16 protein-coding genes are annotated in these 25,772 nt (G+C 42.6%); 6 read left to right on the plus strand and 10 right to left on the minus strand.

All coding sequences use genetic code 11. The annotated features are described in order from the left end of the window. Positions 1–87 precede the first annotated feature (87 nt). The 3 genes from G457_RS0102710 to G457_RS0102720 all read left to right on the plus strand — a co-directional run bounded on the left by G457_RS0102710 (position 88) and on the right by G457_RS0102720 (position 3,576). The gene (locus G457_RS0102710) at positions 88–855 is read left to right on the plus strand and encodes a 3-keto-disaccharide hydrolase (RefSeq protein WP_035482978.1); all 768 of its coding nucleotides are present in this window, start codon (positions 88–90) and stop codon (positions 853–855) included. A 90-nt stretch (positions 856–945) separates the two neighbouring features. Continuing rightward, a complete protein-coding gene (locus tag G457_RS0102715) occupies positions 946–2,286 on the plus strand; it encodes a Gfo/Idh/MocA family protein (protein ID WP_026945105.1) in 1,341 nt (446 codons plus the stop codon). 39 nt (positions 2,287–2,325) lie between these two features. Beyond that, entirely contained in the window at positions 2,326–3,576 is a 1,251-nt protein-coding gene (locus G457_RS0102720) for a M14 family metallopeptidase (RefSeq protein WP_026945106.1), read from the plus strand. A 31-nt stretch (positions 3,577–3,607) separates the two neighbouring features. Here G457_RS0102720 and G457_RS0102725 read toward each other — a convergent pair whose 3' ends face one another. The 6 genes from G457_RS0102725 to G457_RS0102750 form a co-directional block, all read right to left on the minus strand. Further along, on the minus strand, positions 3,608–4,993 hold the full coding sequence (locus tag G457_RS0102725) for a glycoside hydrolase family 30 protein (protein ID WP_051260674.1): 1,386 nt from the start codon (positions 4,991–4,993) through the stop codon (positions 3,608–3,610). Between the two features lie 52 nt (positions 4,994–5,045). Then, positions 5,046–5,435, minus strand: coding sequence for a hypothetical protein (locus G457_RS0102730; protein WP_026945108.1), 390 nt, complete (start codon positions 5,433–5,435; stop codon positions 5,046–5,048). Between the two features lie 25 nt (positions 5,436–5,460). Then, positions 5,461–5,958, minus strand: a complete 498-nt coding sequence (locus tag G457_RS0102735) for a DUF937 domain-containing protein (protein WP_026945109.1) — start codon at positions 5,956–5,958, stop codon at positions 5,461–5,463. A 221-nt stretch (positions 5,959–6,179) separates the two neighbouring features. After that, positions 6,180–9,413: a S41 family peptidase gene (locus G457_RS0102740; protein ID WP_026945110.1), complete on the minus strand. Its 3,234-nt coding sequence runs from the start codon at positions 9,411–9,413 to the stop codon at positions 6,180–6,182. A gap of 169 nt (positions 9,414–9,582) precedes the next feature. Further along, positions 9,583–11,772, minus strand: a complete 2,190-nt coding sequence (locus G457_RS0102745) for a zinc metalloprotease (protein WP_155847069.1) — start codon at positions 11,770–11,772, stop codon at positions 9,583–9,585. Between the two features lie 367 nt (positions 11,773–12,139). Further along, positions 12,140–12,727, minus strand: a complete 588-nt coding sequence (locus G457_RS0102750; protein WP_026945112.1) for a DUF4136 domain-containing protein — start codon at positions 12,725–12,727, stop codon at positions 12,140–12,142. Between the two features lie 316 nt (positions 12,728–13,043). Here G457_RS0102750 and G457_RS0102755 point away from each other — a divergent pair, with 316 nt between their 5' ends. Next, a complete protein-coding gene (locus tag G457_RS0102755; RefSeq protein WP_026945113.1) occupies positions 13,044–13,637 on the plus strand; it encodes a uracil-DNA glycosylase family protein in 594 nt (197 codons plus the stop codon). Here G457_RS0102755 and G457_RS0102760 read toward each other — a convergent pair. The 4 genes from G457_RS0102760 to G457_RS0102775 form a co-directional block, all read right to left on the minus strand. Next, entirely contained in the window at positions 13,634–14,557 is a 924-nt protein-coding gene (locus G457_RS0102760) for an NAD-dependent epimerase/dehydratase family protein (RefSeq protein WP_026945114.1), read from the minus strand. The two genes, G457_RS0102755 and G457_RS0102760, sit on opposite strands and share 4 nt — an antisense overlap. Before the next feature lie 12 nt (positions 14,558–14,569). Next, positions 14,570–15,379, minus strand: a complete 810-nt coding sequence (locus G457_RS0102765; protein ID WP_026945115.1) for a creatininase family protein — start codon at positions 15,377–15,379, stop codon at positions 14,570–14,572. 5 nt (positions 15,380–15,384) lie between these two features. Further along, positions 15,385–17,241, minus strand: coding sequence for a tetratricopeptide repeat-containing sensor histidine kinase (locus tag G457_RS0102770; RefSeq protein WP_155847070.1), 1,857 nt, complete (start codon positions 17,239–17,241; stop codon positions 15,385–15,387). A 113-nt stretch (positions 17,242–17,354) separates the two neighbouring features. Continuing rightward, positions 17,355–19,517, minus strand: coding sequence for an alpha-glucuronidase family glycosyl hydrolase (locus tag G457_RS0102775; protein WP_026945117.1), 2,163 nt, complete (start codon positions 19,515–19,517; stop codon positions 17,355–17,357). A 172-nt stretch (positions 19,518–19,689) separates the two neighbouring features. On the opposite strand from G457_RS0102775, the gene G457_RS0102780 reads away from it, so the two are divergent. Both G457_RS0102780 and G457_RS0102785 read left to right on the plus strand, forming a co-directional pair. Then, entirely contained in the window at positions 19,690–22,938 is a 3,249-nt protein-coding gene (locus tag G457_RS0102780; RefSeq protein ID WP_026945118.1) for a UvrD-helicase domain-containing protein, read from the plus strand. Beyond that, positions 22,935–25,772, plus strand: a complete 2,838-nt coding sequence (locus G457_RS0102785; RefSeq protein WP_026945119.1) for a PD-(D/E)XK nuclease family protein — start codon at positions 22,935–22,937, stop codon at positions 25,770–25,772. The genes G457_RS0102780 and G457_RS0102785 overlap by 4 nt, the downstream gene beginning before the upstream one ends.

Here is a 25,772-nt window from a genome sequence, read left to right on the forward strand (position 1 = left end):
ATCAAAAATCCATCAATGGTTTTTTGATTGAGCGCATTTGGACTTAATTTATCCTGTGAAATTATAAACCTTAAAATAATCTACGGTATGAACATTCGATTTAAATCACTTTTATTCCTTTTCCTTTCGGCAGGTTTGAGTTTGTCCTTGTATGGTCAAGAGAAAACTCCACCGCCAATGCCTCCTCAAGCTACTGAGTTCTATACACCTGTCCCTCCAAAAATTACTCCTGGAGCTGAAAACAACCTTCCTCCCTCAGATGCCATCGTACTTTTCGATGGAAGTAGCTTGAATAGTTTTGTTTCTGCCAGAGATGGGTCTAGTCCCGCTGAGTGGATTATAGAAAATGGTGAACTAGTCGTGACTCCAGGGAAAGGGGATATCCAGTCAAAAATGGCCTTTGGAGATGCACAATATCACATCGAATGGTCAGCTCCAACAGAGATCAAAGGTGAGGGACAAGGTCGCGGAAACTCTGGGTTTTTCTTAATGGGACTCTATGAAGTACAGATTTTGGATAGCTACGAAAGCAAGACCTACACCAATGGACAGGCTGGAAGTATCTATAAGCAGTTTCCTCCACTAGTCAATCCACTTCGTGCCCCAGGAGAATGGAATTATTATGATATCATTTTCAAAGCTCCACGTTTTGATAAAAATGGAATGCTTACCTCTCCAGCCACTGTGACCGTTTTGATCAATGGTGTTTTGGTACAAAATCATGTGATCCTTCGCGGACCTACTGAATACATCGGCATCCCAAATTACAAAGCCCATGCTGAGGCTCTTCCAATTAAGCTTCAGGATCATAGCAATCCGGTGAGGTTTAGAAATATTTGGGTACGACCGCTGTAAGTATCAAGAATCTGGTATCAAGGACCTTGTGCCTCTTTACCGAATACTTAAAAACTGATTAAAACCTATTAACATAAACCCTTGACAAAAATGTTCTCTCGAAGAAAATTTCTACAAAATACCATGCTCCTAGGAGCTGGACTCAGCATGCCATCAGTATTAACTGCGGCAGATTTTGGTGCTTTTACCCGAAAAATCAAGCCTTCAGATCAACTCAATTATGGAGTCATCGGCTGCAAAGGTATGGGCTGGTCCAATATGAACGCACATCTCAAAATGGCTAACGTCAATTGTGTTGCTTTAGCAGATGTAGATCAATCTGTTTTGGACCAACGAACTGAGGATGTTTTTAAGCAGCGAGGTACTCGTCCAAAGCAGTATAAAGACTACCGGAAAATGCTGGAAGATCCGGATATTGATGTGGTGATCATCGGTACGCCTGACCATTGGCATTGTTTGAATATGGTCGATGCGGTATCTGCAGGCAAGCACGTGTATGTTGAGAAACCCATAGCCAATACCATCGAGGAGTGTCAAATCATGGTGAAGGCCCAAGAGCGATATGGAAAAGTCGTACAAGTGGGGCAATGGCAACGATCTGGAAGTCAATATGACCAAGCTATCAATTATGTCAAATCCGGGAAGTTGGGACAGATTCGACTAGTCAAATGTTGGGCATATCAAGGTTGGATGAAGCCCGTCCCTGTGCTCCCCAATGGCCCGGCACCTGCAGGGGTAGATTACGATATGTGGTTGGGTCCTGCACCGAAAAGAGAGTTCAACCCTAATCGTTTTCATTTCAACTTCCGTTGGTTTTGGGATTATGCAGGTGGCTTGATGACCGATTGGGGAGTTCATGAGATTGATATTGCACTTTATGCGATGGGAGTAAGCGCTCCTAAATCAGTCATGGCTTCAGGAGGGAAATTTGCCTATCCTGACGACGCTTCTGAGACTCCAGATACACTGCAAACTGTCTATGAATACGATGGATTCAACATGCTTTGGGAGCATGCAACAGGCATCGATGGAGGAAATTATGGCACGACTGAAGGAATCGCATTTATCGGAAATAATGCTACCCTTGTGGTCAATCGTGGAGGCTGGAAAGTAATCCCCGAAACAGAAAATGTAGATGGTGAACGAAAGCCAAAAGTGGAAGAGGTTCCCCATACACGACCTGAAGGTAGTGCACTGGATTTGCATGCAGTCAATTTTGTTGATTCTGTGATGGCAAATGATCCGGGTATGTTGAAATGTGCCATTCAGACCGGCTCGGTAGCAGCTATCAATGCTCAGATGGGAAATATCGCCTACAAAACAGGTAAGAAAGTTTATTGGGACGCAGGTAAAAACCAATTTAGTGATAGTGAGGCAAATGATTTGATGAAAGCCCATTATCACAACGGCTGGCAGGTTCCTAAAGTCTAATACTATCATGGGGCTAAATCTTTTTTTGTAAATTCAGGAATGAAGTATTTAGCCCCAATTGTATTTTTTATCTTTTTCGTGGCTTGCAAACCTACACAGCAGTGGTCAGGCCAAGGCCCTATTAATGTGGTTTCCACCAAGGATAAACCGATCGAAACCCAAGTCTATCGGGATTTTGATCTGGGTGATGGTTTTTTCATTTCTAATAAAATGGAAGGTGGAAGACTGAATGATGCCAAGAGGGTCAACGACACCTTGATCGAGGTGATGATTTTACCAGAGAATCAGCCCATCAACCCGAGTCCATGGTATGCATTCAAAATGTGGTCAGAAGAGGAAAAGCAACTATGGATTCGGCTGACTTATCCTCAAAATGGCTTTCACCGCTATTATCCCAAAATCAACAAGCGAGGGCTTTATTATAAGAAGTTGGATTCTGCGGCTTTTCACCCGCACTACAAAACATTGGAGGATGGAAGAAGGCAGATTGAATTTGCTGAAGCGAAGGTTTGGGTAGGTCCGGATACGCTTTGGATAGCGGCACAGGATTTTGCAGGGACAGCCTATGTGGAGAGGTGGAAAGGGAAAATCCTTGAAAATGATTTTGTTGAAAAAATTGAAATTGGGCAAAGCAAAGAAGGTAGACCACTGGAGATTTTGAAAATAGGGGAAGCTGATGATCAAAAAATGCTCATGGCTATTTCCTTACAGCATCCACCCGAAATTCCAGGTTTCCTTGCCTTAAAAAGCTTTGTCGAGACACTTTGTGAGGATAGTCCTCAGGCTAAAAAATTCCGAAGTAAATATAACCTGTATGTCATGCCTTTGATGAACCCTGATGGAGTGGCCAGGGGTCATTGGCGGCATAATGTAGGAGGGGTAGATACTAATCGTGATTGGATCAATTTCAACCAGCCAGAGCCGAAAGCTTTGGCCGAATTTATGGAGTCCAAAGTGCGCGAAACAGGGGGTGAATTCGTGTTTGCAGCAGATTTTCATGCTACTTGGGAAGATATTTTTTACACAATCAATGAGGATTTGGATGGGAATCATCCTGGTCTCATTCCCAAATTAATAAAGCGATCATCTCGAAAAATCCCGGGTTATGACCCCAATATTCGACCATCGGAAGGTATGGAACGAGGAGTCACTTCGAGTTCCTACTTCTTCTTTGTTCATGGCGCTGAGGCGATGACTTTTGAAGTAGGAGATAATACACCTCGAAGACTGATTCGTCAAAAGGGTGAAACAACGGCTCGAGAACTCATGCGGATTTTGAATAGGAAGTAAGCGCCCTACCGGTATTTTGAAAAATGTTCACTTACCAAATCCAGGTTCCAGTTGCTCCAGGATTTAGATTGGTGCTGAATTGAGTCTTGCCTTCCTGAACTTGGAAAGCTACAGGAGCCGAACTGTCATTTAGCACAATCAGGACCTTTTTCCCTGAAGGTGTTTGATAGGCGACATTAGGCAAACCTTCGATTGAATTGGATTCGATTCTGACCGAGCCCTCATCTACAAATTTGCTGGCATGAGCGATGACATAATAGGCTGGATTTCGCATAACTTGATCTCCATCTATTGTCACCGCACCCAAGCAACGGTCACATCCTCCACGGTCAGTATGAGGAGTCAGACTTGGATTTGAGCTTAGATTCCATTCCAAAACCGTTTTTGCCCAATTCCTAGGCGCTCCGATCAGTAGATTTTTTACATGCCATGGAATATCTCCTTCCAAATTACCGGGTGCACCTACCCATTGCTCTGTGAAGTAGATGTTTTTGTTGGGAAAGGCTCGATGAACTTCTGAAAGTGCTTCAATTTCTCCTCCATACAGATGAAATGCCGAACCGTCAATAAATGGATTAGCCAAACTGTCACTCATGACTGAAATCGGGTAGTCGGGTCGATCCGCATTGTGGTCATAAACCACAATTTTGGTCTCGATACCTGATTCCGAGAAAGCCGGTCCCAGGTACCTCCCGATGAAGCGGGCTTGCTGCTCCGGAAGCATCAGAAGTGAAGGGTTGTTTCCAGGATGCAAGGGCTCGTTTTGTATGGTCAGGGCGTCTATGTTGATGCCTTCAGCTTTCATAGCCTGGATATATTTAACCAAGTATTTTGCATAGGCAGGCTCGAATTCTTCCAAAAGGGATCCTCCTCTTGTATCCTTGTTGTCTTTCATCCACTTAGGTGGAGACCAAGGGGAGGCCATTAATTTGATTTTGGGGTTGATTTCCAAAATCATCTTCAATACTGGAATTACATCCAGGGTGTCGTAGCTTAGGCTAAAATTTTCCAGTTCGGGGTCTATTGCCAGTGAATCTTCCAGATCATTGTAAGAAAAGGGGAATTCATTCAAGTCAGAGGCAGCAACAGAAAGCCTAAGGTAATTGATTCGGATGCTGTTTTCCTCATTGCCAAAAAGCTCAAGAAGGAGTGAATTGCGTGCCGAATCGCTCATCTGAAGGATGTGCTGAGCAGAGCCTTGACTCAAGGTGAATCCAAAGCCATCCATAGACTGGAAGCGTGACTCGATGTCAATAGTTATGGTTTGAGGTTCTTGTCCAGATTTAAGCATTTCGGGATTTTTCTCGAAAAGAATTCCAGACTTCGGATCTGTCAACCAAAAGTTGACTTTTGGATCCTGAACCTGGCAAGAGACTAGGAGAATACATCCAAACAGAAAGGGAAATAGATTTTTCATATGTAATAAAAAAGCCTCGGATGACCGAGGCTGTGAAGTTAAGCAATTAGCGCTAGAAGGCTAGAGCAGCTAGCCCCAATTTCGATTTGAGCGGGTTAATTCCTTTCAGTATTTGACCTGAATATTTTTTAAATAAATCACTCCCCATGAGGTCCATCAGGAACTTGGTTCTTTTGTTTTTTAAACCCAGAAAACTTGCCTTTTTATCCTCGTCAGAAGCATTGCTTCCACTTATTTTCATCAAATCGTCTACAAAACTCTTATTGTCTTTCTTAAGTTTTGATTCTTGGTCAGCATTCAAGCCCAGACCTTTGGTATTGTCCAGAATTCCTAAAACTTGAGAGCTTAAATCCATTTTTGGGATTTTAAGACCCTGTGCCTGAGCATTGCTAGCAAGGAATACAAAGATTCCAATGAACGCCATCATTGTTAGTTTTTTCATTTTTTGGGAGTTTATGTTGATGAAATTATTTAAAAAGACCTTTACCCATATTCATGAGCCCGCCGAGATCCATGCCTCCTTTTCCTCCACCACCTAATAGTGAACCTAGGATATCTGCTCCTCCGGCACCCGGACCACCTTGTAAGGCTTTTGCTACCGAATTCATAATGTCATTGTTGTCTTGTGGAGCGTCATTTACACGTTGATTGAAAAAGTTCATCAGCATAGGAAGTGCCGCTGCCGCAAGGCTCATCGCCTGCTGACTATTTAGTCCCAGTTTCTCCATCAGTCCTGAAGCAAAATCCCCCGAAAGTCCCTGAATGGCCGGACTGTCAGCCGGGGTATCAGCACCTGAAAACATTTCCTTCACAGCGGAGAGATCTCCAGATTGGGCCTTCTTTTGCAAAAGAGAACCAAGAACCTCCTCGATTGCAGAGGCATCGCCTGGACCTGCATCTACATTTGAATTTGCCAGAAATTCTTTCAATGGCCCATCAGCCATTTTTAATAATTGATCTATCATAATTACAAAAGTTTAATTGATTGAAGTTCTAAAATTCAATTTATTAGTCCTAATCAAAAATGTTTTAAATCAGTAAATGTTAAAACCCTCACTTGAAAAGGTTTAAATTCTTAGTCACATTTTTTTTAAAAAAAGAAATACCCAGAACTGATTCCATAACTCAGATTCAGCTGTTGGGTATTGATGGTGAAAGGAGTAATTGATTAGAAGTTAGCTAGCAATTAATTTCCTTTTGGTCTGAAATATCGAATAGGAGGTGCTGGTTCTGGTTTGAGTTCTATCCCTTCAGTTTCGAGTAGCTTCAATGCCTCAGTGACTGCTCGTTCCAATTGAGGATCCCTTCCATTGATCACGTCTTTCGGCATCTGCTCTACCGCAATATCAGGGGAAATTCCAACTCCTTCCACAGCCCATTCACCATTGATATCGTAGAAACCGCCTCTTGGAGCGACCATCCGTCCACCATCTATGAAAGGAGGCGTATCCCAAGTACCTACTAAGCCTCCCCAGGTTTTAGTTCCGATGAGTGGGCCTATTTCCATCTTATTGAAAAGATATGGAAGTAAATCTCCTCCTGATCCAGCACGTTCGTTGATCAGCATGACTTTTGGTCCCCAGATACCAGACATAGGTGTGGTGAAGGGGCGATGGTCATTCGCTCTTGAATTAAAGTAGCCATGAAGTTCTCGGGCCATGATGTCTACCATGTAGTCAGCGGCAGACCCACCTCCATTATTTCGCTCATCGATTACGGCGCCTTTTTTGTCCTGCTGGGAGAAGTAGTACCGATTGAAATAGGTATATCCTGGTTGACCGGTGTTTGGAAGATAGACGTAGGCGAGCTTTCCATTCGATAGTTCATCGACTTTTCTTCTATTACCCTCTACCCAATCCATCATTCGTAATTGGGATTCATTGGCTACGGGTTTGGTAGCGATCATTCTTGCTCCGTCCAAGCCTGGCTTTGAGTTGAGGTGAATAGTAGTGTATTGATTGGCAGTTCCTTCCAAGTATTCATACAAGTTGGTATTGGCTTGGATTTCTTTTCCGTTGATGCCTACCAGGTATTCCCCGACTTTCGCTTCATTGCCTGGATGAGCTAATGGTGCGGTCAGGTTTGGATTCCAGCTTTCCCCGTTATAAATCTTGCTGATACGGTAATGTCCATTTACCATTTCAAAATCAGCTCCCAAGAGTCCAATGGGTACACGGTCGATATCAGGAAAATCACCACCTCGGGTATAGGAATGGCCTACCGCTACTTCACCACCAATAATATCGATGATGTAATTCATGTCTGTACGATGTCTCACATGATCCACCCATGGCTTATACCATTCGTAAATATCGTCCCAAGGCGCACCATGCACATTGTCAACATAAAGGAAGTCTCGCTGATAGCGCCAGCCTTCTCTGTAAATCTGCTGCCACTCTTCCTGTGGGTTGACTTTGACTTTCATGGAGGAAATTGCTTTAAGCGCTCCATCTCCTACTTTCTTGTTTGATCCGGAAGTTTCGATGATTCCCCATGTTGAGCCTGATTGATAAAGCATGGACTTTCTGTCTTTAGAAATTACCACTTGATTTACTCGAGGTAAAAATTCTTCCGATTTTTGCTTTTTAAGGTCATATTTTCGGAGGATTGTCCCTTGATTGGGAATTGCTTCCATGTAGAAAACCGTTCCTTCAGGTCCAGAGGCAAGGCCAGTATAATTTCGATCAGGAATATCCACGGCTACAATTCTTCTTTCAATATTCTCAGGGTCAACTTTTACCGTGACTGCTCCATTCTCTTCTTTCTTTTCCCCATTAGCCTCTTTGGCTTTTTCTTCGTCACTTTTTGGAAGAAGTGGAGATTTTTCATTTGCATCCAGAATGGCAAAATACAGATGCCTTGTCACAGGCCTATCGTAGCTGCTCATATCCAGCCAGCCTGTATTCAGTCCAAAATTGGTGGAGGCTAAGAAGTATAGATATTTTCCACTTTCGTCCCAGACTGGGGAAATGGCGTCGGCTAATTGATCGCTGATTTGGATCTTTTCGTTGGTGTCTACATTGAGGACAAAAATCGATTTGAACTGATTATCCATCAGTCTGGAATAGGCTATCCATTTCCCGTCAGGAGACCAAACTGGATTCATGGAGCGATTAGGATGTGCAAATCGGTCTGTTTCAACTATTCGTGCATTTCCACTTTCAATTTCAACAAGCCAAATATTATAGTCCGTATCTGTGAATGCGAGATGTCTTCCATCCGGAGCCCATTCCGGCTCGAAGAAAAAGCTTGGATCTGGAATTTTGATAGTCTTCTCAATGGTACTGCCTGTTTGATCGGCAATGATTAATTGATATTCTCCGGATTGATCAGAGAAGTAGGCAATCTTTTGGCCATCAGGTGACCAAGCTGGGGCTCGTTCGGCAGAACTCGAGGTATTGGTGATATTTCTGCTGGATCCATTTTCTTTTGGTACGGTGATGATCTCACCGCGAAATTCAAATAATGCGCGCTGCCCGGTAGGAGAGAGGTAGGGATTCTGAAGTTGACTGGCAGAAACATCCACCCATCGCTCTCTAGCCCAATGAAAATCGCCCTTAACCTCGATCTCTACCTGCGTCAAAGAGCCATTCCCAGGGTCAAATAAGTGTAGATACCCTCCTTGCTCGATAATGATTGCATCTGGCCCGGCATCAATGCTTTTGATATCAAAATCCTTCAAGAAGGTTTTTTGTTTTTCCTGACTGGTTTCAGGATCGAAGGACCAAAGATTGGCCAGAAAATCCCGCTCTGAAATGTAATAAACTTTATTTCCGAGCCAAACAGGATCAGTATGCCGCTCATTGTCCAATTGCGGGGTCATCTGAAGAGAATAGTCTTTCATATCGACTATCCAGATGGGTTTGGCTTGTCCACCGCGATGATTTCTCCATTCCGGATCCCAAAATGAAATTTGCTGATAAGCAATGTGAGAAGCATCAGGGGAAAGTTCTCCATTTACAGCTCTTGGAATGGCAAATGATTCGGGCATCCCTCCATTTTTTGAAATTTTAAAAAATTTAGATTCCTCTGTCGCATGTCCTTCTCTGCCAGAGGTAAATAAAACGTGTTGTCCATCAGGAGTCCATCCTGTGACATTATCTGCACCTGGATGCCAGGTCAATCGTTGTGGCTCACCACCTTCTGATGGAATCAGGTAGACATCCGTATTGCCATCATATTGTGCCGTAAAGGCGATATGTGTGCCGTCTGGAGAAAAATGCGGAAGAGACTCTTCTCCCTCATTACTTGTTAGTCGGGTTGCCTGACCTCCAGCTCGAGACACTTTCCAAAGGTCATTTGCATAGACAAAAACAATTTCGGATTGGCTAAGCGTAGGCTGTCGGAGCAGCTGGGTTCCCTGCCCCAAAGCTGACTGGCTGAGCACACCACAGATCAATAATGTGATGAGGTTTTTCATAAATGATTGAATTTGGGTTTTTATAAAAATAGATGAATTGTGAGTAAATCCGAAAAGTACCCGCACTATTCTGATAAGTGGCTTTCGGGATGCCTAAAAATGGAAAAATCCGTCCTCCTTCTATTTAAGATCTAAGAGAAGGGGACGGATTATTAGGAAGAAAAGATTTCTAGCGATTAGCCAGCAAGGAGTTGATCTGTGATTTGATTGTTTCCATGACGGAAGCTTTCAGTTTCTTCTTTTTGAAAGTCGCTTCCATACTTTTCATCAACTGCACAGCGGCTTTTTCATCCCCCTCCTTGAGCATACCATTAGCCAATTGCCTGTAAGCCCAATTCAGCGTGATATTATCAATGCCTTTATCTCCTGCAGATTCAGAGAAGACCTTGTCCAAGTGACTTGTCGCTTGCCCGAGGTCTCTTTTTCTCACCTGTAGTTTTTGACTTTCGGGATCTACGATTTTATAAGTCATAGATTCATTGATACCCAAGATGAAGTCAGCATAAATACTCAGTGAATTTTTGGCATGTTTTTCTGATACTTCTTTCAAAAGATCATTCCCATTTTTAAGGCTTGGACTATCTGAACCCATTAAGTAGAAAAGCATTCCTACATCATCATGGAAATAGCTATCAGCAATAGCATCTTCCTGCGCATTGAGAGGTGATTTTACCCTGATTTTCACATCCTCACTTTGAATGACAGAACCATCTGGCGTTCTGTAAGCACCCTTGATCTTGTAAATACCTGGTGCATCAAAATAAAATCCATCTCTTCCGTAGCCTATATACGCGCTGGCGTAGAGCGTGTCTTTTTCGTCAGTCAGCACGGCATCCTTGACCGCTACGCAGTTATGTCCAACGGGCTCATAATTCATTACCTGTCCATTAGGCTTCATGATACCTATGCGGACTTGCTCATATTTTGGATGTACATGAGCATTTACCCGTTGATCATCTTTGAGTCGCGATCGAAGTTTAATCTCAACGACCACCGGTTCGCCTAAAGCGTAAGAGCTTTTAATAGGAACGATTTCTAGTCTGAGTCCACTGTTGTCATCGTGGATATCTGCGGTGAGGTCCTCTATGTGGCGGTGGGGAGCCTCTAAACCTGCGCCTTGTGCCCAATCATTTCCACCCATGACTACACTATTGTAGTATCCATGTCTGAGATGTTCTAGCTCTCCAGTGTCGAAGGCAAAGGTGAAATTGGCCCAAAATTGTCCACTTCCGTTGCGGTTGTCATAGCCCCAAGGATAGTTCATCCAGCTTAGGCTGTCAGGCCTGCTTTTATCCCAACTATGCAGGAGGTTGAAGGCATGTCCCAATTCGTGGACATAGGTGAAGAGTTGGTTTCTTGTATAATTATTACCGCTGAAATAGCTTGCCAGGGTATCTTGGAAAACAGCTGCCCCTTGTCTATGAGGTTTGTTTGAACTCTTATAATCAAACATAATTCCCAAAAGCGTATTGCTGACAGCTCTTCGTGCGGCAAATAACCAAACGGCCCACTGAGGGGAATTTTTGTACACACTGAAGTGCCTCACCATGCTGGCGTGCATCTCGCTCTCGGTCCAGCGTGAGTCACTTCCAGCCTCACTGGTATTGATGACATTGTTGCTACCCGTATAATTCATTTGAATTCCGGCTTCCTGGAAAGCAGATACCAAGTTTAGAGTCCGTGTAGGACCTGGGTTTGAGTAGGTACCGGTATTGTAACTGCCAAACAGAGTTGTGCCTTGCTCTACATCAGTCTCAAGCTGCAAGGTTCTGAAATATTGAGATTTGAAGGCACAGGTATAAATAGCACCTGAGGTAGAGTTTTGCATCATGGTCACCTTGGCTGAGGCCCTGGTAGCAAAGATGTAATTACGAGAGATTTCAATTTTTGCCCGGTTAGCCCACATGGATTTGGTGCCTGTAAACGAGCCAGAAATAGTCACTTTGGTTGAGCCATACACCACTGTGGGATTTTTCATGATAAAAGAACCCCAGTAGCTGGTCGTACTTCCTACTTGAAAAAAGTCAAAACTAGCCATTCTGAGATTGCTGGTGCCATCGACATCCACTCTCAGAATGAGCTGCCAGCCTGATTGAACTGTTTCATAACTTCCCGATACCCTGTGTCTAGCGATTTCTATAGGTCGCCTCCAGTCCAGAATTCTCCGATCGATTGGTTGGATGGTGTTGATGTTTTGAATGTTTGCATCAGGACTTGACTCCTCCAATGCATCCAATTCCACCTGGTCAATCTCGAGCCCCTCTTCTTGAAAAGGATTTTGCTGGAACTCTTCTTCGAACTGATTTTCGGGGCTATTTTCTACAAAAGAACCCATCCCCGGATCGTTAAAACTTGTCATAGCAATAAAATTTATAGTTGAACAAAAAGAAAATTCAAAATGGGGGTAATAAACAATAGAAATGCGCTATAAACATGCGGAATATAGATTATAAATACCTAAAAATCAAGCAAATAAGTTAAAATATAAAGGCGGGCTTGTCTACTAATTTCTCAATCAAAAAGCTAAGATTTTGTGTTTTTATCATAAAAACTTAAACGAAAAATGCAAGAGCATAAACACTGTAAAAATTGAGTTTAATGACGTCTTTTTTGGGGTTTTTAAGACTGAAAAAAGAATCAATACACTTCCTTGAAGATTTATTAAAACGTTAATTATCAGATTATTAATTAAAGAAGTAAAATTAATTAGAGAGTAAACCTAGTTCTTATTCCATCAATCTATTGACAACTTTAAACTCATTCATGACACGATAGGCTGCTCGGGTGATGTCAGCTTGAAAAGTAGGAGAAGCATCATCAAAATTTGCTGCCGTGTACCCTTGCCAGATAGTATTTCCCCGTTTGGTGTCGATCACGTAGATGACTAGCATCCCATTGTTTTCCTTGTACTTGATTTGATTGTACGTTTCGTCTTTTTCTCTTTCTTTCTCTTCTTCATCTTCATCCTCCTCGACTACTTCCGCACCTCTGCTTTTAAGCCAATAATCAAACTCCGGTTGTACGTATCCACGATAGCGGATCGAATCCATGAAAATCTTGTAGGAAACCAACATATCAGGTTTTTCGGGCTTTTCTCTGAAGCCCTGAGACCCTAGACGTGCTCCAATGGTTGCATTCAAAACTGGTCGGATCAGACTCGTATCTTCTTCTGTCGGCTCTACAAAAGCAAAAGTCTTATACCTTTTGAAAGATGCTTGATAATTGTAGTCATATTCGGTCACATAGTCTTTTTGAGTGAAACACCCCGTAGCTATTATGACGATCATTCCAAATAATATAATCGGGCTTTTCATGTGTTTTAATTTGTCTTTAAGCGGTCACATGGAATCCCTGCCTGCGGTAGGCAGGTCGCATGAATCCACCGACCCATTGGGGCAGCCCTTTGTGTGACGGGTATGGCATGCTCGATTTCATGATTTGATTGGTTGTTGGTATTCAGGAAAATGTAAAACTTCAGAATCAGATGTTTGTTCCAAAGTATTGACATCCAGTATGATGAAATTTAAAAATTCTTTTCCAGAAAAGATAATCTGCGATATTATCTTATTTTGAAATCAATAATTTATCATTCTTCTGACGCTGGTTAATATGATTTTTAACTACTTAAACATGTTATCTGAGAAACACGAATTCGAAAATCATATTCATCAGATTAAGGATTGTAAAATCTGCGAAAAATACCTGCCGCTAGGAGCCAATCCGGTCTTTTCAATCCATCCAAAAAGTAAAATCCTAATCATAGGTCAAGCACCGGGCACACGAGTGCATGCAACAGGCATTCCTTGGAATGACCCCAGTGGCGATAATTTGAGAAATTGGTTGGGAATGGAAAAGGAGGTTTTTTACGATCCGGAAATTGTGGGTATCATGCCGATGGGATTTTGCTATCCGGGTAGGGGAAAGGGAGGTGATTTACCACCTCGGCCCGAATGCGCTCCTCAGTGGCATGCATCGCTTCTAGACTGGATGCCTAATATTCAGCTTACACTTCTGATAGGCGCTTATGCTCAAAAGTATTATTTGGGTGCAAGCCGAAAAAAGACACTGACTGAGACCGTCAAAAGCTTTGAAGCGTACAGCCCAGACCTTTTTCCTTTAGTCCATCCTTCTCCTCGAAATCGTTTATGGATGCGAAACAACCCTTGGTTTGAATCTGAAGTAGTCCCTCAATTGCGAAAAAGGGTTTGGCAAATTTTGGGCTAGGCTTCAAGACATTTTTTAAGCCCATCTTCCATGGGAGTGGCTTTCCAGCCAAAGGCTTTTTCAAATTTGCTGCTATCGAAGCAATAGTCTTCTTCGAGCTGATAGCTCAGTTCTTTTACTTCTCTCAAAGGCTGAATGAACAGACCTAAAAGCGAAATTGCCCAAGATGGAAGGACCTGAAGTTTGAAATCTTTCTTGAGATGGGTATTTAAGATATGGGTAATTTTCTTTACAGAGTTGAAAGCTTGATCAGTAGGTAGATTCCAGGTCTGATTCCAAGTGTTTGGGCTTAATGCCAATTCTACGGTTGCTTTGCCGGCATCAGGAATGTAGATAAAGGAATGCTTACTTTCAGCATTGAACAGCCATTGAGGATTTTTGCCTGATTTCATCCTGCTGATGACCAGCTCATGCAAAAGGCTGTTTTTGGCATTGGGTCCATAAAAATCAGGAGCCCTCGCAACAATTGCTTCCAGACTTTTTTCTTCAACCTCTCGCCAGAGCATTTTCAAAATATGCAATCTGACCTTGCCTTTGGTGCTTTCGGGGTTCAGGGCGGTTCTTTCAGTCAGGTTCCCGATTTTTGTCGGATCACAGGCATACATATTGTCAAAAAAAACCAATTTGGCTTGCTGTGCTTTACAGGCTTCCAGCGTGTTTTCCATGATGATAGGCCATTCTTTTTCCCAGACCTTTTTGTCGTATTGAATACCTGCTACTAAAAAAACCACATCAACGCCTTCAGCCGCCTGTAGGACATCATCGGCATGAAGAAGGTTGCCGCTGATTAATTCGTCATTGGGGTTGACTTTCTTTGGGTTTCTACTAAACAATTTAATCCCTACTCCCTTGTCAGCCAATTCCTTAGCAATGATTTGTCCGATGTTGCCATTTGCGCCGAGAATTAATGCCTTTTTCATAATTCAGAATTATTATAACCCAGCCAAGTCCCATTTTGCAATGGTTTCTTCGATCAGAGCAAGGATTTTTTCATTGACTTTTTGAAAGTATTCCTTTGCTTGTTCTTGGTTAAAATTTGGGTACCCCTGACCTTCTTGATAGAGGCCGATTGAGGATGGGAAAGGCACCGCAGACCAGGACTTGTCTTTTGGGTAGGCAGTAGCTTGATTGGAGTTGTAGCGCTCCTGATGAACAAGGGTGGGATCGATAGCTTGGATATAAGCTGTTTCATTAAGCCCCGCATGGCCTCCGTCCTCTTTGAATACTTCCAATGTCACATCCGAAGCATAGCTCCACCAGTTGACTACTAAAGTTCTGATTTGTAGTTCATTGGCTACTTCACCTGCTACCTTTTGCAAAACGGCAGTTTGCCCTCCTCCATGACCATTCAGAATGATGATGTTTTTAAAACCATTTCTGGCCAGTCCTTTTAAAATGTCTCGGATAAAAAGCGAATAGGCTTTCTCAGAAATCTCGAAGGCTCCAGGGTAATTGGCCATGCTGCCTGTCATCCCATAGTTCAATGTAGGGGCAATCAACGCATTGAGCTCATCAGCAATATCCTTAGCCATAGCAAAAGGAGCGGTATTGTCTGCACCATTATTGATGACTCCGTGTGGTTCTAGAGTTCCGGTAGGAAGTAATACTGTCTGAATCTTTTCTGGGACAAACTCTGCAAACTCCATCCAATTGATCCGGTCCATTTCTCTTGTCGTAAGGGTCTGGGCTATAGATGAGAGTACAAAAAAATTAAGGACAAGGGATGGAATAAACTTTCTCATAGGGATTAGGTGGATTTGCTTTTGGGAAGACTGATTAGGATCTCGGTGCCTTCATCAAGTTCGCTTTTTATTTCCAATGAACCTTCGTTTTTCTCAATAAACTCTCTCACAAGCAGTAGTCCAAGGCCTGTTCCTTTCTCCTTATGCGTTCCTGGAGAAGATTGCACTCTGACCATCTTGTTGTTGATTTCATCCAACTTTTCGGGAGATATCCCTACGCCTTGATCTTTGACGGAGAGAAGGACATTGTTTTTTTCCTCTGAAAGCTGAATTGAAATTTGTCCCTCAGGTTTTGAAAACTTAATGGCATTCTGCAAGCAATTTTGAAGGATAATTTTGAGTTGCTGAGGATCTGCTATAGCAAAAACTGGAGAAGTTGGCGGATCAAATTTAAAGCTGAGGCTCTTTGCCATCGCTTGATAAGAGAGGTGATTTAATTGCTTTTGAATGGTTTCTTCTAAGTTTACTTCGATTGGCTTGGTGATAATACCGTCAAGTTGAGCATGTGACCAATCTAGCAATTCCTCTAGAAGTTGATGAGTCTGATTGACTTGATTTGTAAGTAGGTCTTGTACACTCTTTCGTTCTTCTTCCCCTTTGAAAAATCCTGCCTTACTCAATTCTAAGAGTTGCTTGATGGAAGTAACAGGTCCTTTTAAATCATGCGAAAGGATAGAAAAGAGCTTGTTTTTTTCTTCGTTTATAGAGGTGAGCTTTTCGTTTTTGGCCTCGATCTCTTCTTGTTTGACTTTGAGCTGATCAGCAAACTTATTTTTCTTCACCAAAAGTCTCGAGTACAAGATTAACCCGGAAATCGTCACTGCCAATGCGATCAACAAAAGAATCAAGTATTTTCTATTGAGACGTAATTCGTTTTGGGCACTTTCCTGCTCTTGCTTAAGTACCTCATTTTCTGCATCGCTCAGCTGTAATTGCAGAAAACTGATCTCCGAATTTTTGTTTTGATTGTAAAGGCTATCAGAATAAGACTTGTTGATTCTGCTGAACACCAATGCTTGCTGGTAGGATCCTGCCTTCTCGTAAGCTGTCGAAAGAATTGCCGAAGCCCGCTCCTTATCCCAAAGCGCATCGACCCGCTCAGCATAGTTGAGGGCTAGTTTTCCGTATTCGATTGCACTTGTGTAATTCTTTCTTTCGCATTCGATTTCGGCCAGACCCGCATAGGTAAAAGTCAATTCCCAGTTTGAGGTTTTGGGATATTCATTCAAAACTTGCTGATAGGTCTGTTCAGACTTTGAAAAGTCCCCCATTTCAAAATAGACCTTAGCCTGTCTATTGATTATCATGGGCACAAGCGGCTCATCGGGATAATTACTCAAAAAATTCAGGCCTGTTTTGAGTGATATCATGGCCTCCTCGTAATTCCCCAACTCAGATTCAGAAATTCCTTTGTTAAAATAATTCTTTCCTAGCCCAACACTGTCTTGAAGTTCTTGATTGATTTTAATGCATTCATCCAAGACCTTGATTGAATTTTCATACTCGTGCTGACTTAGATAAATGAGCGCTCTTCCATTGAGAGCATAGACGTAATCTTTTTTACTGTTTTGGTCTTTTAGTATTGCAATTGCATTAGAAAAATGCCTTAAAGAACTTGGATAATCACCATTAACATAATAAAGGGTGCCGGATTGGTTTTCAAGCTTTCCTAGAAGTATGGGGTCCTTTGGGAAATACTCATTTCTAATCTTCTCTGCCTGATTTAGAAAGTACCATGCACTGTCTAGTCTGATGTATCGGGATGTAATAGACCGATCTAACAAGCTATCAAAAGTGTCCCGTTTAGCGAACAGTGCTAAGGGAGTTGCCAAGACGAAAATCCAAACTAGGACAAATCTCACTACCAAGGTTTGAAAGGGTATTTGAAATAAGAATTGCTAAATTATAGAATATTCCTGCTTGACGAAAGCTTAATTAGACCTTATTGATTTTCATTGTAAATATTTCGAGAATTTTACCAATTTGGCTTGATGCCAGGAGCAAAAGGGAACCTTAAGCTCTTGTAATATTCGAGATCACCTTGCGGTTTTTCAATCTCGTCGGGAAATGGTTTTCCAGAAAAAGTCTGGAAGTACAAAAGGCAGGCATTTCGCCACCATCGAGCCTCTTCTATTTGAACAGAAAGCAATTGATTGACGTGATGAAATCGCTCTTCATCCAATTGACCCTCAAGTTTTTGCCAATTTTCCTTCATTTCAAGAGCGGTTTTTACACCCGAGTCGTAGTGAAGGGCCAGTTCTTCCCAGAGTGTTTTTCCCGATTTCATTTGAAAGTCCCAAGGGATGTGATGAAACCAAAGCAGGTATTTCTCTGGAATTTGATTTGGATCAGACCATTCCTTGACTATTTCAGGGGCATATTGGCCAAGGGCATTGCTTCCGGAAAAAGTCCGATCAAAACCGATTCCTTGGTTATCAGCTTTATGGTAATAAAGAGAAGTCCAATCCGCTCTTCCTCCTTCTACCCAAGGCCCAGGACCATAATGGTGGCTTCTACCCATTAGGTGATGCAATCCTAGTGGAGTCATATAATTGACTGCTGCTTCATGTGATTTCATCATGATATTTTGGATAGAAGAGAGCAATGTCTTTTCCTGGCCAAAGGTTAGTTTGATCCATTCTGAAGCTATGCTTTCCGCATCTTGATAGGGGTTCCAGGCCATTTTGCCAAAGGCATACCAATTAGCCTGACCGAATAAGTGTCCGGTCCAGTTTCTGTCTGTCCCGATATTAGAGACTCCCGCCATTAATGTCAGTTCTTGGCCGGAGTCCGAACCGTCAATGATGCTTGCAACAGTGGAAGATGGACTAGGTCGATAGGTTTTAGTATTCAAAATCTCCTCCCACATAGGACCCAAATACACTAATTGAGTAGCCTGCCCTAGGTATTCTTGAGTGATTTGAAATTCCATACCCAGATTGGTCTCATCCACTGCTCCGAATAGCGGATGAAAAGGCTCTCTGGGTTGAAAATCGATGGCTCCGTTTTTGACCTGGATAATTACATTTTCCAAAAACTTTCCATCCAAAGGTTCAAATTCGAGATTTGCCTGCTTGTGTCGGTCTTCGTCGATTTCATGCGAATACACGAATGCTCTCCAAATCACATTCCCGCCGAATGGAGCCAAAGCTTCCGCTAGCATATTTGCACCCTCTGCATGATTTCTACCATACTCGTGAGGACCGGGTTGACCCTCTGAATTAGCCTTGACCAGAAATCCACCAAAATCAGGGATATGCTGGTAAATCATCTGGACTCTTTCCTTCCAGAATCCCCGGACATCCGAATCTAGCGGATCGGCTGTATCCAGATTTCCCATTTCGATAGGAGCTGAAAAACGGGCAGTGAGATAAACCTTTATGCCATAGGGTCGGAAAAGGTCTGCAAGAACCTTCACTTTTTCGATAAAATCTTCCCGTAGAATCCAAGCATTTGCATTGACATTGGTCAGGGAAACCGCATTGATTCCAAGACTTGCATTGGCTCTAGCATAGTCAATATACCTCGGGTCGATATAGCCCGGAAGCTTATGCCAATCCCAAATCGAAAACCCTGCATAGCCTCGTTCCACCGTGCGATCCAAATTGTCCCAATGATTCAGCATCCGCAATTGAACCTTGGGTTGATCCGAATTTTCCGCATTTGAATCGAACTCGCCGATTTGGATACTTTTCAAAAAGTCAAAACTTCCATACAAAACCCCAAATGGCGAGTTGCCGGTGATGATGTAGGTCTTCTTTCCGTTGATTTCCAGGGGTCCACGCCAGTATCCCTCCTCGCCTAGATTTTTGATTTCAGCCTGCTGAGAAAGCCCGAGATACTGAGATAGTTCAGATCGAGTACCTACAAGGAGTTTGAAATCCCCGTCCCTTGTTGAAAGGAAATTGGCTTTTTGGTCTAAAAATCCCTCAGCACTTCGAGTAAACTCCTCTTTAATAATATCATAAGTGGGATTTTTAGTAAAAAAATATATTCCCGAAAAAAGCTGATTGACTTCCTCTCGGAGCTTACTTTCTTCGATTTTTTCGTAAGAAAGCCAAAGCTGGTAACCGTCTTTTGCTTGTAGGTTTGGCAGCAGAAAAAAGGTAATTAGAAATGCGAATAATAGGTTTTTCATGTGTTTAATTGTCTCTTCCTAAAATTGTAAAAAAATTAGTGGCTTTGCCAATCAAATAGGAGGATTGGTCAAAACCTGAAAAACTTCATCCTTGACAATTCACGTCAAAGAATGCCGATCACTGCCTAAATAGTGAAGAGCTTTTTTATCTTCGCTTTCTGACTTTTGAGATATGGCTGAGCAATCCAAACCTTTTATCATCTACAAATCCTCGGCGGGATCGGGCAAAACCTATACGCTGACCTTGGAATACCTCAAACTTTCCCTCCAAAATCCACCAACTGCTTTTAAGCAGATTTTGGCTGTAACCTTTACCAATAAGGCCACGCAGGAGATGAAGGAGCGAATTTTAAAGGTTTTGGGTCAGTTAAGTCGAAAGGAAATTTCTGGCTCAGAATTAGAAAAGGTCCTGATGGAGTCTTTAGGTTTGAGTCCCGAGGAACTTCAATCCAGAGCCAAGCAAACACTCCTTCATATCCTTCACGGATATGGCTATTTTGCTGTCAGCACCATTGATTCATTTTTCCAGCGGGTGATTCGGTCTTTTGCAAGGGAAATGGACCTTCAAGCCAAATTTGATCTCGAAATGGATACAGATGCCGTTTTGGAGCGATTGGTGGACCGAATCGTAGAGAAGGTTAGTCAGGATAAAAACTTGAGAACTTGGCTGGTAGACTATGCCAAGGAGCAGATTGAAAATGAGAAGTCATGGGATATCCGATCAGGGATCAAAAGTTTGGGTTCTGAAATTTTCAAGGAGGGTTTCAAGACCTACAGATTGCTTTTTCAACAGAGTGTAGCCCAAGAAGGCTTTCTGGGAGAATTCCGTCAATATATTCGGTCTGAGAGGGCCAAATTGAAAGCCGAAGCTGAGTCTATGAAGCAGAAAGCCGAGGAGATCCGGGTTGCTCATGGCTTGGAATGGACGGATTTTAAAGGAGGTAGTAAAAGTTTTGCACTGCGCTTTTCCAGACTGGGCGATCTGAACAATCCGATACCTGATTTGACTGGACCAATGCTAAGGGACTTGCCAGATCCTCAAAACTGGTATAAAAAAGGAGATAAAAATGCTGCCGCCATTGAGTCAGCAATTCAAGCAGGCTTGGATAATATTCTTTTTTCTTGGCCAGAAAAATTAAAGCAATGGAACACATTCGAAGCCTTACACCGAAATCTCAATGCCTTTGGCGTTTTTAGAGACCTGATTTTGGAATTGCGTGAGCTGAAGGATGAGGAAAGCATCCTTCTGATTTCGGATGTGAATGACTTTTTGCAGGAGATTACCAAAGACAATGATGCGCCATTCATTTATGAAAAAATAGGCAATCAATACCGTAACTTCCTGATTGATGAGTTTCAGGATACCTCTGATTTTCAGTGGTCAAGCTTTAAGCCTTTACTTGAAAACTCACTTGCCTCAGGTAATACCAATTTGCTGGTGGGGGATGTCAAGCAATCTATCTATCGCTGGAGAGGAGGGAAGCTGGAGTTGCTGCTGTCTGAAGTTCAAAAGCAAATTCCCGGCTCTTACATTCAAGAGAAAAACCTTGATACCAATTACCGAAGCTTACCTGGCATTATTCAGTTTAACAATGCCTTGTTTCAAGCGCTCCCATCTCTAATGGAAGCTGGTATTGAAAAAGAATTTAGTATTGATTCGGAAGCCTTGCTCAGTAGTGCCTTCAATGAAGCCAAGCAAGAAATTCCTGAAAAGAAACTCGAATTGGATTTTCAAGGTAAAATACGAATTGAGTTTACCCAAAAGCCGGCGCGGTCAGGGTATCAAGTTGAAGAAGATGAGGAGGAAGAAGAAGATGGAGTTTTGGAAAAGTTGCCACAACTCGTCAAAGACCTGCAGGACAAAGGCTATCAGTTAAAAGATATCGCCTTCTTGGTTCGGAAAAATGCACAAGGGGTAGAAATCGCTGATTACCTAATGGCTTATGACCGAGACAATCCTGATTCTTCCTATCGCTTTGATGTGCTTTCTGAGGAATCCCTCTTTTTGGATAAGTCTTCCGCAGTCAAATGTTTACTCGCTTTATGGCAATATCTCAGCAATCCGCCTGACCGCGTTGCACTCAAAACTGCCTGGTACTATTATGCTTTGCTACATGAGATTCCTTTTTCTCATGAACTCTTCCATAAGTTCAAACAAGTACCTGAGCTAAAATCCAAGGATGAAGAATTGAAGGCGCGAACCAATGAATTTCTTCAGTTGCCTTTGTTGGAATTGATTGAGGAAAGCATTGCCTTCCTAGGCTTGATGGAGCTTCGGGCTGATTTGGCCTATATCTCTGGTTTCAAAGAGGCTGTTTTTGATTTTGTAAAAAACAATCGCGCTGATTTAGTCGGATTTCTGGATTGGTGGGAACTGAACAAAAGGAAACGTACCGTCAAAATCCCAGAAGATCATGATGCCATGCGGATTTTGACTATTCATAAATCCAAAGGACTGCAATTCAAGGTGGTGATTTTGCCTTTCTTGGATTGGAAGATTGTCTCCTCGGGGCTTCAAGCTCCCGTGATTTGGTCTCCATTTGAAGCCGAGAATGGGCTAAAAACCATTGTTCCTTTGACTCATGGAAGCACTTTGAAGGATTCCTATTTTTCCAAAGCCTACGAAGATGAAGTCAAGCTGGCTTATCTGGATTCTTTGAATATGCTCTATGTGGGCTTCACAAGGGCAGAGGAGGTGGTTTGGGGGTATTCGAATTTCACAAATAGTAAATCCAGTGGGGTTTCCCAAAAATCCACCGGAAATGTTTTATTCAAGCTGTTTTCTTCCAATTTTCAGATTTCAGAATTTGGTTCAAATCAGCGTTGGGATGAGGAAAAATTGGTTTTTGAAGCAGGGGAATGGGCTGCTCTCAAGAAAGGCGAAACCCAGCCTGGTTTTGTTCAGAAGCAATTGCGATGGGAAACTCAGGACTGGCGATCCAAGCTTAAAACGAAAACCATCGCTTGGGACTTTTCGGAAAATGGCCTGCAAGCTCGAGTGCAGCGAAAATTAGGGGTCATTGTCCATGAACTCTTGGCTGCTTCCCAAACCCAAGAAGAGGCCATTAGACTCCTTCAACAATATACTTTTGAGGGAAGAATCGATCAAGAAACAGCCAATGATGTCACGGATCAATTGAAAAAACTATTTGAAATACCCGAGTTCCAAAGCTGGTTTGGAGGGGATTATCTGACTTTGGCAGAGCAGGGAATTCTTTTACCTGGAGGAAATCAAAAGCGACCGGACCGGGTCTTGATCGGCGATCAGGAAGTCATTGTAGTAGATTTTAAAACAGGTGAAAAGTATTCCTCTCATCCAAAGCAAGTCAAAGAATACATGGATTTGGTTCATCAGCTGAGTCAGAAACCTGTCAAAGGATTTTTATGCTATTTAGAACCCACAGAAATTATTGAAGTATGATCCCATTTTTGAAAGAAACTGCTCAAAAACTTTTGGAATCGCACCATCGCATGGAAGAATTGGTGGTGGTCTTGCCAAATAGAAGAGCAGGTCTGTTTTTTACCCGTTATTTGGGTGAGCTGATTAATCAGCCCCTTTGGATGCCGGAAGTCAAAACGATCGAGCAGGTATTTTATGGTTTGGCTGGAAATACGCCCGCGGATGATTTGACTTTGATCTTTGAGTTGTATGAGCTTTACAGGCAAATTCAAGAGGAACCCGAGGATTTTGATCGCTTTTATTTTTGGGGAGAGTTGATTTTAAAAGACTTCAATGATCTGGACCAATTTCTTGCTCCTGCAAAAGTTTTGTATCAAAACCTCGCCGAAATAAAGGCTTTTGAGTCCGATTTAAGTTTCCTCACCCCAGAGCAACGTGACTTGATCTCTCAGTTTTGGTTAGCATTTGCCAAGCAAAATGATCAGGAAAAACAGAAGTTTCTTCGATTTTGGCAGATTTTGGGCCGCTTGTATGAGGACTTTCAGCATAGACTTAAAACGGCTGGATTAGCCTATTCAGGCCAATTATATCGTAAAGTAGCAGAGAATCTGGATACGATCCCAAGACCGGAAAAGCAATATGTCTTTGTGGGTTTCAATGCCTTCACCTTGGCAGAGGAACGATTGATTGGGCATTTCGTCAAGGATTTTGGTGCGGAGATTTTCTGGGATCTAGACCAATATTACCTGAATGATAAACTGCAGGAAGCGGGTTTGTTTTTCAGAGATTATCATCGGGATTCCATTTTTGGAAAGACTTTTCCGGAGGAAATACCTGATCGAATTCGGCATCAGCGAGAAAATATTCATGTTCATTCCATCCCATTGAAAACCAACCAGGCCAATTTGGTTGGGAAGCTTTTGGAAGAGATTCCTTCGGAAGAAGCCTTGGAAGAGACGGTAATTATTTTGCCGGATGAACAGCTTCTTTTTCCGGTACTGCATTATTTGCCTCCGCAGATTGATAAGTTGAATGTGACCATGGGCTATCCGGTCAGGAATGCGCCTGTTTATGCCTTTTTGGATGCGGTCTTGGATTTGCAGCGCTATGTGAAATTTCGGGAGGATGGGGTGAGTTTTTATCACAAGCCAGTGACGGATTTATTGTCATTTCCCTATTTATTGCAGGAAGACCCAACTCATTTTCAGGGATTGCTAGACAAAATCAAGGGCGAAAATCTTCTAGAAATTCCTGCTAATCTTTTGGTCGGCCAATCTAAATTAGCTGCGCTAGTTTTCAAGCAAGTAGACCCTTCAGAGATTTTTGATTACTTGACGGAATTGATCACTCACTTGGCATTGATGCTACAGGAGGATGAGGTTCAGCGGTCTTATCTTTTTCAGGCTTTCAAGCAATTGAACCGAATCAAGGAGATTTTCCAAGGCAATCATTCTAAGGCTTTAAAAATTGATTTTGTACTCAAGCTCTTTCGGCAGATTTTCAGAGAACTCAAGCTTCCTTTTGAGGGTGAGCCACTTCAGGGCCTGCAAATGATGGGAGTACTGGAGTCCAGGAACCTGGACTTTCGAAGAGTCATAATTTGCGATCTGAATGAAGGGAGTTTTCCTCCCGGAGGTGGCATCAATTCCTTGATCCCCTTTAATCTCCGCAGAGCATTTGGACTTCCTGTTCAGGAGCAAAATGACGCTATTTACGCCTATACCTTTTATCGACTTTTGCATCGAGCAGAAGAGGTCCATTTGATCTACACGACGGCGGCGGATCAAGGTAAAGCAGGGGAGATGAGCCGCTTTCTTCAGCAGATGCAGGCAGAGTTGGGTGTAGCTGCTCCAGAGATTTCCATGGTACCGGTCGGCTTGACTCCTTCAAAAGTCATTGAAATAGCAAAAAGCCCTGAAGTACTGAAGGATATGGAGGCTTTTCTAGCCAAAAATAATCCAGAGGAAAAAAACCGACCACTTTCCGCTTCTGCACTCAATATGTATTTGGATTGCAGGCTTAAATTTTATTTCCGCTATGTGGCGGGTTTGAAAGAGCGGGAGGAAGTAGTCACAGAGATCGATCCCTCTACTTTTGGAACTATTTTGCATAATGCTGTGGAGATAATCTATGGACTGGGTGAAAGCGAAAAAGCTCGGAAAATTGATTCACATGAAATCAAGCGCTTGATGCCTCAAGTACAGACTGCTGTGGATCAGGCGATTCGTAATTTCTATCAACTGGAAGAAGGGAAGCAGATGGATTACTCCGGACAGTTGCAGATAGCGCGGGAGATTTTTGTCAAATATCTGGAAGCTATTTTGGAATACGATCAGGAGAATGGGGAATTCACGATTTTGGGTGTGGAGAAAAATGTTCCTGCCAGTATTCCAGTGGAAACGAAAGAGGGTATAGTTTATTTCGCTCTTCAGGGAGTCATAGACCGGGTTGATGAGAAGGATGGAGTCGTGCGATTGATTGACTACAAGACCGGGAAGGACGATAAAAAAGTGCTTTCTATCGGCTCTCTATTTGATCGAGATGAGAAGAAGCGAAATAAGGCAGCGATGCAGACCCTTTTGTATGCTTATTTCTATCAATTTGAGCATCCAGAAAATCGAAAGGCTCTAAAGCCGGGAATTTTTAATATTCGGGAAATTTACAATCCTGAATTCAACCCATTCCTGCAGATGAATGGACAGGAAATTTATGATTACCGGGAAGTGGAAGAAGAATTTGTGTCAGGCCTATCAACTATGCTAGGGGAGATCCTAAATCCTGAAATTCCTTTCTCTCAAACCGAGGACGAGGAAAAATGTAAATATTGTGCTTATAAGGAGATTTGTGGGAGATAA

This window comes from Algoriphagus marincola DSM 16067 (assembly GCF_000429405.1).
Lineage (GTDB): Bacteria > Bacteroidota > Bacteroidia > Cytophagales > Cyclobacteriaceae > Algoriphagus > Algoriphagus marincola.